The organism is Pseudomonas sp. SMN11 (assembly GCF_052041945.1).
Lineage (GTDB): Bacteria > Pseudomonadota > Gammaproteobacteria > Pseudomonadales > Pseudomonadaceae > Aquipseudomonas.
The window spans coordinates 16,065-28,465 of record NZ_JBKGGW010000018.1 but is presented as its reverse complement, the minus strand read 5'-3'; the positions used below and the strand labels follow the sequence as shown (position 1 = coordinate 28,465).

Sequence of the window (12,401 nt, the reverse complement as noted above, 5' to 3'; positions counted from 1 at the left end):
TCATGTTGAACCCAGCAACCAAGATCGATCAATTCGTCGAGGCAAAATTGCCTGACTGGCTCAAGCGAGCGTCAAGGGGGCAGATCAACACTTTGCGTACCAGCCTCGACGCACATCACGCCAGCCAGGCGCGGTTGCGTGGCCTAACGCTCGAGCTACTGCCAATTCCTCAGTTCGCCGAGCAGCACCTGGCGGCGCTGCTCGATGAGCCTTTGCCTGACGGCCAGTCTTTCGGCCAGCTTGAATGGCTACTGGTGGCGCCGCGCTTCGGCAGGTTGCCAGGCTCCTTGCAGCAGACTTACGAATACAGCCAGAGCCGAGAGAACGGGTTGTTGCGGCTTATGCGCAACTTTGCCGCAGGTACCACTTACTACGATGGTACCGGGCTGGTGTTGCCAGGGCGCGATCAACCTTTGAATGGACCACTCGACGCATTCATCAGGAAATGCCGTGAGCTGGATATCGGCACGCATTATCAGGAGAAACTGGAGCAGATCTTTAATCCCAGAACGCAGGCAATCCTGGTCGAGGATAAACGTTCAGGGCTCAAGCTTGCGATCGAGCTGGCTGCGTTGAAGGGGCAGATCAGTGCCGATGTGCAGATTGCCTTGCGTGAGATCGCAGGCGATGGGCAGGCGCATCGGCAGGAGGGACTGACAGCTGATCCCAGTCTCCTGGCGTCGCTGGGGCAGCCAGTGGCCGATGGCTTGTTGATTCCATTGCGCGATAGCGCGGGTGCTGTCAGGGGCATCGTGCTTTACCTTCCCAGCGACCCATTGCAGGCGCTGCGATGTTTCGACAATCGGGAGTCCCTCGACAGTGCCTTGGCGAACTTGCTGAGAAAGGCCGATTACCGCCAGTACTTCACGCAGTTGATCAGCCTTGAGCACCGTGCAGATTATGTCACCCTGCTGGACACACGCCTCAAGGACGCTCAGCCTGACTTGGAGGTCGAAGGTCGCAAGCGGCCCGATAACATCTTCTCGGAACTGGCTGCCCTGCAAATTCAGCGGGTCAAGGATGACGCGCGGGTGTTGCTTGTAACCAGCGCCGATGCCGATAGCGCGGAAGTGCGAGCCAGGCATGCGAAATGGGCAGCGGCAGGCCTGGACATGGTGAACTTGGCAGGGTTCTTCATTCCAGTGGTGGGGGGGCTGTTGCTGGGTCAGTTGGTCGCTCAGACGTGCCTGGAAGTATTCGAGGGGGTGAGAGACTGGTCGAGGGGGCGTCAGCACGAAGCGCTGGGGCATCTGCTCGGGGTTGCCGAAACCTTGGCGGCCACTGCAGCCACTGTGGCGGGTGTCAGTTACGTGCGCAGCGCCTTTGTCGCTGGTTTGGAACCGGTAAGTCTGGGGAAAAGTGGCAGTCGGCTGTGGTGCTTTGACGCCGAGAATTATCGATCAGTCCCAGGCGATATCAATATGTCCGAAGACGGGCGTTATGGCACCGGTGAGCGTCGTTGGATTCATGTCGATGGACATTATCATGAAGTGCATCGGCCAGTTCCCGATGGCCCTTATCGGTTACGGCATGTTGCAGGCGATGGCAGTTACGGCCCGGTAGTGCTCTACAACGGTGAGCGCGGATGGCGTCTTTTACGCGAGCAACCGCTGGCATGGGAGGAGCCTGTGCGCATGCTCGATGCGCTTTGGCCGCAGCATCCGCCAATGGACCAATTACAGTCAGAGCACATCCTGCAGGTGGCAGGCGTCGATGAGGACGAATTACGCGGTGTTCTGGTGGAAAACCGGCCAGCCCCGGTTAACCTCAGGTATGCCCTGCGTGCTTTCCAGGCACAAGCGCGCATTGAAACGTTCTTCAAGCGAATTCGCCTGAAGGCGTTAATGCCACCCGACAGTGAACTTCTGGCCTGGAGTGAGGGCCGCGCGGGGATCGGTAGCGGGTTGGAGCGAGTATTGGCCCATGAAGCTGAATTGCGCCCGCAGTTGTTCGCTCACTTGACGCAACAACCGTTTCCACAAGACCCACTCAGCGTGTTGGTCGCCCGGGACTTTCCGGGTCTGCCTTCGTCGTACGTAAGTGAAGTGCTACGCCAGGCTACCGACCTTGAGCGCGACATGGCAAAGGTCGAGGGGCGCTTGCCAATTTCGTGTGCTGAGAATGCACATTCGCTGCTGCGACTGGCGCGGTTGAACCAGGCGTTGGCAGGCCTCTACCTGAGTACTGGCTACTGCGATGATACGGGGGAGCTGGTGCTTGCCTTGCTGGATGGACTAGAGCTTGAAGGCGTCAGCATCGACTTGCGCGAAGGTACGGTGGATGGGCGCTCGATCAAGCTTGTAGGAAATGGCGGGCAAGGTGAGGTGGACAGGGTGCTGGTGCGCAGTAACGGCAGTTTTCAAATTTACAACGGGCTGGGCGAGCAGCAAATGTTCACGCCCGCCGACCCTGGCTGCATCTTCGAGGCAATCTATGCAGCGCTTTCACCCGAGCAGCAGGCCGCAAACGTCTCAACTGGCCAGTTGCGCGAGCAGCTGCTGACGCGTCTACCCGCTTCGCACTGGGGCATCAACCGCATGCTGCGCAGGCCGAAGCAACGCCGCTGGTTCAACCCTGGGCGTCGTCTGGATGACGGACGGGTAGGCTACCCACTCAGCGGTCACCCTTCCGTTGGCCCCAGGGATGAGCGGGCGATCATTCGCGATCAGCTGCGCGCTCTTTATCCCGGCCTGAATGGGCAAGCGATCGAGGATGAACTGGCACGCCTGCAGCAAGGCGAGCGCCCGGTACTTGAGCGCCTGGTGGAGTTGCAGGACGATCATGATCAGCTCGTGCAACACCTGAACCGTTGGGTCGGCGCCGAGCTGCAGGAAGGTCGTCAGAACGCGCGCCGGATGACGGCGGACAGCATCCTGCGGGCATGGCGGCTGCAGGGTGAAATCGTTCCGGCAAGTGCGGGGCAAGCACAGGGGCAACGCTTGTCGCTCAGGGGTAGTCATCTGCTTACGCTACCGGAGCTACCGCCGCAGATCGACTTTCATCGCATCACCATGCTGAGCGTGAACGAATCGCGGATAAGTGACATTCCGGTCGACTTTCTGCGTCCGTTCACCGCAGTATCGGACTTGAACCTCAGCAGCAATCAGCTGCTGCGCCTGCCCAGAGGCATCGCCTATCTCCCGCGGGTCCGGGTGCTGCGCCTGGCACACAATCAGATCCGGCTCGATGCACAGGCAGTCGAGATACTTCACGGGTTGCCCAATCTGGTCCATCTTGATCTGAGTTATAACCGGCTGGAGGGGCTGGACCTGCGCTTCCACCATCTTTCCCAGCTTACCACTCTCAACCTGCGCCATTGTCGGCTGGGTGTATGGCCCCAGCGCCTGGAACTGTGCGGTCTGCTCGAGCGTGCCGATCTGCGTGACAACTCTCTGCGCACCGTGCCAGACGAGATCCAGCAAATGCCCTACGGATTCCGGCGCGCGATACTGGTGCAGCGCAACCCGCTGTCGGTCATGCAGCTGCAGCGTTTGTATGCACTTGATGTCATTGAAGAACATGGGCACCTGCCAGAGGCTTCAGGGCTGGTGGACTTGCCCAGAGCCCGCGCGCTCTGGGTGGCGCATGCGGATGCGGCTGTTCAGGCGGCGCGCGAAGCATTGTGGCAGCGGCTGCTGGACCAAGCCGGGAGCAGCGGACTGTTCAGGCTGTTGGCCCGCCTGGAGTTCACCGCGGATTACACTCAGGCGGGGGAAGCACGCACGGTGCTGGCCGAAGGCGTATGGACGCTGCTGGAGGCGCTCGATACGGATCCGGTGCTCTGTGGGCGGGTCCTGGTTCAAGCCAGCCTGCCTCTCTCATGCCTGGATGCCGTCGCCATCCATTTCAGCGCACTGCAGATTCTGGTAAGGCAGGCCCAGGCCGAAACTGAGGCGCTCAACCCTGAAAACAGGAGCGCGTTGCTGGCCCTCGGCCGTCAGCTGTTCTGCCTGGAACAGCTCGAAGGTGTCGCCTATCGGGACTGTCGGCAGCGCCAGGCCGCCGGTGAGCATTTCGATCAGTTGGCACTGGGATTGGCCTACAGGGTACAGCTTCGTAGTCGCTTGAATTTGCCCCTTCAGCCTCATGCCATGCGCTACCCCGACGCCGCCGAGCTGACAGTGGCGCAAGTCGAGGAGGCATTTCGGCGAGTTGACCAAGCGCAGACGCTGGAAGCCCTCACCGATAGCCTCAGCCAGCGAGAGTTCTGGCGCCGCTACTTGCGTCAGCAACATGGTCCGATGTTCGAGGCAATCAGCACGGACTACAACCAGCGTTCGATCCAGTTGCAGGCCGAGCGGCCCGGCTTGTCTCCGGAACAGTACGATGACCGGCTCAGCCACCTGCAACAGCAGGAGGTCGACGATGTCGAGCGTCTGGTCCACGGCCTCACCCAGTCCTACTTGCGCGCTGGCGAGCGCGGTGAAGGTTGAGTAGCGGCGGCCAAACCGGTCATCCAGATTGACAGCTTTGGCCATTGCCGCGTCTGGCAAGCGGCGCGAACATCGTCGGACCGATGGTTCAACTCCAAAAACAAGAAACCAGGAGTCCGACGATGCGCGATTACGCCGAGGCAGCTCGTGCGTTCGACCATGCCCAGGCCGCTGCTGCGGCGTTGCATGGCGACCTCACTGCCCTCAATGCCTGTGTCGAATGCTGTGACCGCCATGCCGGTGCTGACAAGCTGGCGCTGGTCTGCGAAGACCGTGATGGCAACGCTGCCCGTTACAGCTTCGATCAGCTCAGGATCCAGGCTTCCCGCTTCGCCAATGTGCTCAAGGCGCAGGGAGTGGGCCCTGGAGATCGGGTTGCCGGCCTGATGCCGCGCACCGCCGAATTGCTGGTGACGATTCTCGCCACCTGGCGTCTGGGGGCGGTGTATCAGCCGTTGTTCACGGCCTTTGGCCCTAAAGCCATCGAGCACCGCCTGGAGCAGTCCCACGCCCGCGTGGTGATCACCGACGCCCATAATCGCGCAAAGCTCGACGAGGTGCAGGGTTGCCCGACGATCATCACGGTCAGGGCCCGCAGTGGTGAACTGGATTTTCGTCAGTGCCTTGAGGCTGCAGCCGATGTGTGTGAACCGGTGATGCGCTCGGGGGACGATCCGTTCCTGCTGATGTTCACCTCCGGCACGACCGGCCCGGCCAAACCGCTGGAGGTACCACTACGCGCCATTGTCGCTTTCCAGGGCTACATGCGCGACGCCATTGACCTGCGCCCCGACGACCACTTCTGGAACCTGGCCGACCCGGGCTGGGCCTATGGCCTCTACTACGCGGTCACCGGGCCGTTGGCGCTGGGCCATGCCACCACCTTCTACGATGGCCCGTTCAGCGTCGACAGTTGCGCACGGGTAATCGACAAGCTGGGCATCACCAACCTGGCCGGTTCGCCCACGGCGTATCGGTTGCTGATTGCTGCTGGCGATGGCTTTTCGGCACCGATCAAGGGCCGCCTGCGGGTCGTCAGCAGTGCCGGCGAACCGCTCAACCCCGAAGTGATTCGCTGGTTCGCCGACGAACTGGGGGTAACCATCCACGACCATTACGGGCAGACCGAGCTGGGCATGGTGCTGTGCAATCACCATGGCTTGCAGCACCCGGTGCACCAGGGCTCGGCCGGTTTTGCCATCCCTGGCCACCGCATCGTGGTGCTGGACGAACAAGGTAACGAACTGGCGGCCGGCCAGCCGGGCATTCTGGCGGTGGATCGCGAGCAGTCGCCACTGTGCTGGTTCGGCGGCTACCACGGCCTGCCGACCAAGGCCTTTGTCGGCAAGTACTACCTCAGTGGCGATACGGTCGAGCTCAACCCGGATGGCAGCATCAGTTTTGTCGGCCGCAGCGACGACGTGATCACTACCTCCGGTTACCGCGTTGGTCCTTTCGACGTGGAAAGCGCACTGATCGAGCATCCGGCGGTGATCGAAGCGGCGGTTATCGGCAAGCCGGACCCCGAGCGCACCGAACTGATCAAGGCCTTCGTTGTACTGGCCAGTGGTTGCCAGGGCAGCGCCGAGCTGGAAGAAACCCTGCGTCAGCATGTGCGCCAGCGCCTCTACGCACATGCCTATCCTCGCGAAATCGAATTCGTCAGCGAGCTGCCGAAGACCCCGAGCGGCAAGCTGCAACGCTTCATCCTGCGCAATCAGGAAGTCGCCAAACAACACGCGCAACAGGCCACCCCTGCCAGCGCCTGAAAGGAACCCGATCATGCAGATAGCCAACAAACACTTCATCGTCAGCGGCGCCGCCTCCGGGCTGGGTGCTGCCACCGCGCAGATGCTGGTCGAAGCCGGCGCCAAGGTCATGCTGGTCGACCTCAATGCCCAGGCAGTCGAGGCCAAGGCCCGCGAGCTGGGTGACAAGGCCCGCTTCGCGGTGGCCGACATCAGCGACGAGCAGGCTGCGCAGGCGGCGGTAGAGGCGGCGGTCAGCGCCTTCGGCAGCCTCCACGGGCTGATCAACTGCGCCGGTATCGTCGGTGCCGAAAAGGTGCTGGGCAAGCAAGGCCCGCACGGTCTGGCCAGTTTCGCCAAGGTCATCAACGTCAACCTGATCGGCAGCTTCAACATGCTGCGCCTCGCCGCAGCGGCCATGTCTGAAAGCCAGGCAGATGACAACGGTGAGCGCGGAGTGATCATCAACACCGCCTCCATCGCCGCCTACGACGGTCAGATCGGCCAGGCCGCCTATGCGGCCTCCAAGGGCGCCATTGCCAGCCTGACCCTGCCGACTGCCCGAGAACTGGCGCGCTTCGGCATCCGCGTGATGACCATCGCCCCAGGCATCTTTGAAACACCCATGATGGCTGGCATGACCGAAGAAGTTCGCGCCTCGTTGGCCGCTGGCGTGCCGTTCCCGCCGCGCCTGGGTCGCCCTCAGGAATACGCCGCGCTGGCCCGCCACATCATCGAGAACAGCATGCTCAACGGCGAGGTGATCCGCCTCGACGGCGCACTGCGCATGGCTGCCAAGTAAGGAGAACGCACATGACCCTCGCCAATGATCCGATCGTTATCGTCAGTGCCGTGCGCACGCCCATGGGCGGCCTCCAGGGCGACCTCAAGAGCCTGACCGCGCCGCAGCTGGGCAGCGCCGCCATCCGCGGTGCCGTGGAGCGCGCCGGCATCGACGCCGCCAGCGTCGAGCAGGTGCTGTTCGGCTGCGTGCTGTCCGCCGGCCAGGGCCAGGCCCCCGCACGTCAGGCAGCGCTCGGTGCCGGGCTGGGCAAGCACACTACCTGCACCACCCTGAACAAGATGTGTGGCTCGGGCATGCAGGCGGCGATCATGGCCCATGACCTGCTGCTGGCCGGTACCGCCGAGGTGGTGGTGGCCGGCGGCATGGAGAGCATGACCAACGCACCGTACCTGCTGGACAAGGCCCGCGGCGGCTACCGCATGGGCCATGGCAAGATCATCGACCACATGTTCATGGACGGCCTGGAAGATGCCTACGACAAGGGCCGCCTGATGGGCACCTTTGCCGAAGATTGCGCCCAGGCCAATGCCTTTAGCCGCGAAGCCCAGGACCAGTTCGCCATCGCCTCGCTGACCCGCGCCCAGGACGCTATCAAGAGCGGCCGCTTTGCCGCGGAGATCGTGCCGGTAGAGGTCACCGAGGGCAAGGAGAAGCGCGTCGTCAAGGACGACGAGCAACCGCCAAAGGCGCGCCTGGACAAGATCCCGCAGCTCAAGCCGGCCTTCCGCGAAGGGGGCACAGTGACCGCCGCCAACTCCAGCTCGATCTCCGACGGCGCTGCGGCGCTGGTGCTGATGCGCCGCTCCGAAGCCGACAAGCGTGGTCTCAAGCCGCTGGCGGTAATCCACGGCCACGCCGCGTTCGCCGATACCCCGGCACTGTTCCCCACTGCGCCGATCGGTGCCATCGACAAACTGATGAAGCGAACCGGCTGGAGCCTGGGCGAAGTCGACCTGTTCGAGATCAATGAAGCGTTTGCCGTGGTCACCCTGGCGGCCATGAAGCACCTCGACCTGCCACACGACAAGGTCAATATCCACGGTGGCGCCTGCGCCCTGGGTCACCCGATCGGCGCCTCGGGTGCACGTATCCTGGTGACCCTGCTGGCGGCCCTGCGCCAGAACAACCTGCGTCGCGGCGTTGCTGCCATCTGCATCGGCGGTGGCGAGGCCACGGCCATGGCAGTCGAATGCCTGTATTGAGGTGAACCATGCTGGTAACTGACGAGCAACAACAGATCGCCGACGCGGTACGTGCCTTCGCCCAGGAGCGCCTCAAACCGTTCGCAGAGCAATGGGACAAGGAACATCGCTTCCCCAAGGAGGCCATCGAGGAAATGGCCGAGCTCGGCCTGTTCGGCATGCTGGTGCCGGAGCAGTGGGGCGGCAGTGACACCGGGTACGTGGCCTACGCCATGGCGCTGGAAGAGATCGCTGCCGGTGACGGTGCCTGTTCGACCATCATGAGCGTGCATAACTCGGTAGGTTGCGTGCCGATCCTGCGGTTTGGCAACGAGCAGCAGAAGGCGCAGTTCCTGACCCCGTTGGCTATGGGCTCGATGCTGGGTGCCTTCGCCCTGACCGAGCCGCAGGCCGGTTCCGACGCCAGCAGCCTGAAGACCCGTGCACGGTTGGAGGGTGACCACTACGTGCTCAACGGCAGCAAGCAGTTCATCACGTCCGGGCAGAATGCCGGCGTGGTGATCGTCTTTGCCGTGACCGATCCGGATGCAGGCAAGCGTGGCATCAGCGCTTTCATCGTGCCCACCGACTCCCCGGGCTACCAGGTGGCGAGGGTCGAGGACAAACTGGGGCAGCATGCCTCGGACACCTGCCAGATTGTCTTCGACGATGTCCGCGTGCCGATGGCCAACCGCCTGGGCGCGGAAGGCGAGGGCTACAAGATCGCCCTGGCCAACCTCGAAGGTGGCCGCATCGGCATTGCCTCGCAGGCGGTGGGCATGGCCCGCGCGGCCTTCGAAGCGGCTCGTGACTACGCCAATGAGCGGCAGAGTTTCGGCAAGCCACTGATCGAACACCAGGCCGTGGCCTTCCGCCTGGCCGACATGGCCACGAAAATTGCCGTGGCCCGGCAGATGGTGCTGCACGCGGCCGCGCTGCGTGACGCCGGGCGCCCGGCGCTGGTGGAGGCGTCGATGGCCAAGCTGTTTGCCTCGGAAATGGCCGAAAAGGTCTGTTCGGATGCCTTGCAGACCTTGGGCGGTTATGGCTATCTGAGCGACTTCCCGCTGGAGCGGATCTACCGCGACGTTCGGGTCTGCCAGATCTACGAAGGCACCAGCGACATTCAGCGCATGGTCATTGCGCGCAATCTTTGAAGGAGCAGACTGCATGGCATTCGAAACCATCCTGTTGGACATCCACGGCAAGGTCGGCCTGATCACCCTCAATCGCCCCCAGGCGCTCAACGCGCTGAATGCGCAGATCGTCGGCGAGATCAACCAGGCCCTGGACCAGCTCGAGCGTGACCCGAACATCGGTTGCGTGGTGCTCACCGGATCTGCCAAGGCGTTTGCCGCCGGTGCCGACATCAAGGAAATGGCCGAGCTGCAATACCCGCAGATCTACGTGGACGACTTGTTCAGCGATTCCGATCGCATCGCCAACCGACGCAAACCGATCATCGCCGCAGTCTCCGGTTTCGCCCTGGGCGGTGGCTGCGAGCTGGCGATGATGTGCGACTTCATCCTCGCTGCCGACAATGCCAAGTTCGGCCAGCCGGAAATCAACCTCGGCGTGCTGCCGGGCATGGGCGGCACCCAGCGCCTGACCCGTGCAGTGGGCAAGGCCAAGGCCATGGAGCTATGCCTGACCGGCCGCCTGATGGGGGCCGAGGAAGCCGAACGTGCCGGCCTGGTGGCGCGCATCGTGCCTCAGGCAGAGCTGCTCGAAGAAGCGCTGAAGGTCGCCACCACTATTGCCAGCAAGTCGATCCCGGTCAGCATGATGGTCAAGGAAAGCGTCAACCGCGCGTTCGAGGTGACCCTCAGCGAAGGTGTGCGCTTCGAGCGCCGGGTGTTCCACGCCGCGTTCGCCACCGAAGATCAGAAAGAAGGCATGGCGGCTTTCATTGCCAAGCGCGAAGCACAATTCAAGGATCGTTGAAGCGAGGCACTGTTACGGCAGTACCACGCACAGTATTTTGCCCCGGTGCATGAAGCGGGGTGGTCGGCGCCACGGTATACATTGGTATACCGTGGCGCTTTCTTTGCGGGGTCGGCAAGGGTGCCAGCGGGCGGATTCCAGCCGCTTTCGGGCAATTTCTCCCATGATTGCTGTTGCTCAAGGCGACGTGGCGACTTAGACTGCCGCCCCCTGTAAAAGAGTGCCGGTTGGCGCTTGAAGAATTCCGCTGCCGATGCCAAGGCGTCGACAGCACCTGAATCGCCCAAATGCACATTTTTTCATAGAGAAATCGATGACCAAGGAACAGTTGCTGGCCATGTCGGCCGATGACTACATGAACGCTGACCAGCTGGCCTTCTTCACTGAGCTGCTGCAGGCGATGAAAGTCGAAACCCATGAACGCATCGAGCTGAGCCGCACTACCATCGAAGGCCTGGACACCCCGTCGGACCCTGCTGACGTGGCGTCGGTCGAGGAAGAGCGCAGCTGGCTGGTGAATGCCATCGACCGCGACCAGCGCTTGCTGCCGCAGCTGGAAATGGCCCTGGACCGTATCTCCGACGAGAGCTTCGGCTGGTGCGACGACAGTGGTGAGCCAATCGGCCTGAAGCGTCTGCTGATCAGCCCGACCACCAAGTACTGCATCGAAGCCCAGGAACGCCACGAGCAGCTCGACCGCCACCAGCGTCAGGTCTGACCGGACGCAGTGCGCCAAGCCCCATGGAGCGATCCTTGGGGCTTTTTGCGTTTCTTGCGCAAACGGGCTTGCGCGATTTGTTGCTCAAGGCGTAACACTGCTGTACCAGGATGTGCTGTTACACGGCAGTCGCTGGGCGTATCATGACCTTATCGTTAGGGTGCTATCTAAGTGCCGGAGGGAATGATGAACAGCCGGGTCGATGTGGCGGTAATGATCGGTTCAGGTGTGCCAGCGAGCTTGCAGGCACTGGGCAAACGGGTCTGTTGGGTGGTCCTGGTCAATGGCGAGCGCCGTGGTACCGCGTTCGCCACCCGTGGCGAGGCCAAGGAATGTCAGGCGGCCTGGTTGCAGCTCATGCAAGATGGCCATGCCGCCTGAATGGTTTCAGGCTTCCAGGCTGCGGGCCAGTGCGCAGGCGTCGCGGTGCAAGCGGCGAAAGCCCTTGACTCTACCCGTCGCGCTTTCGGTAACGTGGAAGAACTCGATACCTGCGGGTATCACGACGTAGCGTGGCTTGTTGCTGGCGCATGTGAGGTAAGAAATGTTCTTTACCTCTCGACGGATTTCAGTGTTTTCGTGCATATTCATTCCCCGGTAATGCGCTGATGGATGCCTGAGCCCGTTCTGCCGAGGGGCCTGTAGTTATCTATCGCATCTTTTCTGGCGGGTTTGTTGTCAGACATTACGCTTCCCTGACAGGGAATATGCCGAAAGCCTGTGCTGAGGCTATATCTGGCAAGCCAGAGTAAAGTTTCCTGCGTGCTGCATCGCCAGCGGGCACAGATTTTTCGTGTATCACTTTATTATTCTTTTCGCCTATCGAATTGAAATGGCCGTACCTCACCGAATCCGAGTGAGGGCGGATGTCACCGGTTTGAGGATTACTTCATTGGCAGTCAGTACACTGGATACCCACGCCTTGTTTGCCCTGGGCGATTTGCGCGGCAAGTTGGCCAAGCTGTTTCAGGGTCGTTTCATCTATGTCACCGAGCAGAGCCCCGAAGGCCTGTACATGGCCGAGATCGACACCGAAAGCGCCTTGGTGGTCGATGACAAACAGCGTCTGGAACTTAAGGTCGGCGATCATTTCCGCGCCGCCGTCTTGCCCAGCCGCGAAGGCGGCAAACTGGAAATGCGCTTTCGCGAAATCAAGCTGAATGTCTATGGTGTGGGCGACTACGCATTTGTTTCGGTGCCGGAAGGCGAAGGCATCGTGTTCCGCGAAGGGCAGGGTGTGATGCTGGTGTTCGCTGCGCAGCAGCAGGTTCAGGAGGGCCTGGGCAAGTTGCTCAAGGCGGTGACCGGCAAGGTCGCCAAGTGGCGCAAGGGTGAGTTGACCACCTTCAAGGCCAGTGAATGAGTGAGGGTGACGAAACGCCTGGCACGCGTGCCGCGTTTCATCGGCAGCACCAGGCGCAAGCCAGGGCCGAGGCACAGCGGCTACTGGCGCAACGTGAGGCAATGGGCACGAGCTGGTTGAACTGGGTGGCCGCCCAGCTCTATCAGCTGAGCCCGCCTCCGTATGCCGCCATGGTGCGGCGTGAACTGCAGCGCCTTGCCCAAGGCTGA

At 62.0% G+C, this 12,401-nt stretch carries 11 protein-coding genes; 10 read left to right on the top strand and 1 reads right to left on the bottom strand.

The window, feature by feature from the left end:
- Positions 1–2: 2 nt before the first annotated feature.
- The 8 genes from ACLEJU_RS16275 (at position 3) to ACLEJU_RS16240 (ending at position 11,210) form a co-directional block, all read left to right on the top strand.
- Positions 3–4,433, top strand: a complete 4,431-nt coding sequence (locus ACLEJU_RS16275; RefSeq protein ID WP_435422612.1) for an NEL-type E3 ubiquitin ligase domain-containing protein — start codon at positions 3–5, stop codon at positions 4,431–4,433.
- 122 nt (positions 4,434–4,555) lie between these two features.
- Complete coding sequence (locus tag ACLEJU_RS16270) at positions 4,556–6,202, top strand: acyl-CoA synthetase (protein ID WP_435422613.1); 1,647 nt, start codon at positions 4,556–4,558, stop codon at positions 6,200–6,202.
- Positions 6,203–6,215: 13 nt separating this feature from the next.
- Positions 6,216–6,983, top strand: coding sequence for an SDR family NAD(P)-dependent oxidoreductase (locus tag ACLEJU_RS16265; RefSeq protein ID WP_435422614.1), 768 nt, complete (start codon positions 6,216–6,218; stop codon positions 6,981–6,983).
- An 11-nt stretch (positions 6,984–6,994) separates the two neighbouring features.
- Positions 6,995–8,188 carry an acetyl-CoA C-acyltransferase gene (locus tag ACLEJU_RS16260; protein ID WP_435422615.1) on the top strand — a complete coding sequence of 398 codons (1,194 nt, stop codon included), beginning with the start codon at positions 6,995–6,997 and terminating at the stop codon, positions 8,186–8,188.
- A gap of 8 nt (positions 8,189–8,196) precedes the next feature.
- Positions 8,197–9,324 (top strand): acyl-CoA dehydrogenase, encoded by a 1,128-nt coding sequence (locus ACLEJU_RS16255; protein WP_435422616.1) that lies wholly within the window; start codon positions 8,197–8,199, stop codon positions 9,322–9,324.
- A gap of 13 nt (positions 9,325–9,337) precedes the next feature.
- Complete coding sequence (locus ACLEJU_RS16250) at positions 9,338–10,111, top strand: enoyl-CoA hydratase (RefSeq protein WP_435422617.1); 774 nt, start codon at positions 9,338–9,340, stop codon at positions 10,109–10,111.
- Positions 10,112–10,424: 313 nt separating this feature from the next.
- Positions 10,425–10,829, top strand: coding sequence for a TraR/DksA family transcriptional regulator (locus ACLEJU_RS16245; protein ID WP_201207235.1), 405 nt, complete (start codon positions 10,425–10,427; stop codon positions 10,827–10,829).
- Positions 10,830–11,015: 186 nt separating this feature from the next.
- Positions 11,016–11,210 carry a hypothetical protein gene (locus ACLEJU_RS16240; RefSeq protein WP_159411346.1) on the top strand — a complete coding sequence of 65 codons (195 nt, stop codon included), beginning with the start codon at positions 11,016–11,018 and terminating at the stop codon, positions 11,208–11,210.
- 6 nt (positions 11,211–11,216) lie between these two features.
- Here ACLEJU_RS16240 and ACLEJU_RS16235 read toward each other — a convergent pair whose 3' ends face one another.
- Positions 11,217–11,414 (bottom strand): hypothetical protein, encoded by a 198-nt coding sequence (locus tag ACLEJU_RS16235; protein ID WP_435422618.1) that lies wholly within the window; start codon positions 11,412–11,414, stop codon positions 11,217–11,219.
- Between the two features lie 307 nt (positions 11,415–11,721).
- On the opposite strand from ACLEJU_RS16235, the gene ACLEJU_RS16230 reads away from it, so the two are divergent.
- A complete protein-coding gene (locus ACLEJU_RS16230) occupies positions 11,722–12,192 on the top strand; it encodes a hypothetical protein (RefSeq protein ID WP_159411344.1) in 471 nt (156 codons plus the stop codon).
- Positions 12,189–12,401 (top strand): hypothetical protein, encoded by a 213-nt coding sequence (locus ACLEJU_RS16225; protein ID WP_435422619.1) that lies wholly within the window; start codon positions 12,189–12,191, stop codon positions 12,399–12,401. The genes ACLEJU_RS16230 and ACLEJU_RS16225 overlap by 4 nt, the downstream gene beginning before the upstream one ends.

What these genes read in the sequence shown, in the direction of transcription:
- ACLEJU_RS16275 (WP_435422612.1), top strand. Translation starts at nt 3, where the DNA reads ATGTTGAACCCAGCAACCAAGATCGATCAATTCGTCGAGGCAAAATTG.
- ACLEJU_RS16270 (WP_435422613.1), top strand. Translation starts at nt 4,556, where the DNA reads ATGCGCGATTACGCCGAGGCAGCTCGTGCGTTCGACCATGCCCAGGCC.
- ACLEJU_RS16265 (WP_435422614.1), top strand. Translation starts at nt 6,216, where the DNA reads ATGCAGATAGCCAACAAACACTTCATCGTCAGCGGCGCCGCCTCCGGG.
- ACLEJU_RS16260 (WP_435422615.1), top strand. Translation starts at nt 6,995, where the DNA reads ATGACCCTCGCCAATGATCCGATCGTTATCGTCAGTGCCGTGCGCACG.
- ACLEJU_RS16255 (WP_435422616.1), top strand. Translation starts at nt 8,197, where the DNA reads ATGCTGGTAACTGACGAGCAACAACAGATCGCCGACGCGGTACGTGCC.
- ACLEJU_RS16250 (WP_435422617.1), top strand. Translation starts at nt 9,338, where the DNA reads ATGGCATTCGAAACCATCCTGTTGGACATCCACGGCAAGGTCGGCCTG.
- ACLEJU_RS16245 (WP_201207235.1), top strand. Translation starts at nt 10,425, where the DNA reads ATGACCAAGGAACAGTTGCTGGCCATGTCGGCCGATGACTACATGAAC.
- ACLEJU_RS16240 (WP_159411346.1), top strand. Translation starts at nt 11,016, where the DNA reads ATGAACAGCCGGGTCGATGTGGCGGTAATGATCGGTTCAGGTGTGCCA.
- ACLEJU_RS16235 (WP_435422618.1), bottom strand. Translation starts at nt 11,414, where the DNA reads ATGCACGAAAACACTGAAATCCGTCGAGAGGTAAAGAACATTTCTTAC.
- ACLEJU_RS16225 (WP_435422619.1), top strand. Translation starts at nt 12,189, where the DNA reads ATGAGTGAGGGTGACGAAACGCCTGGCACGCGTGCCGCGTTTCATCGG.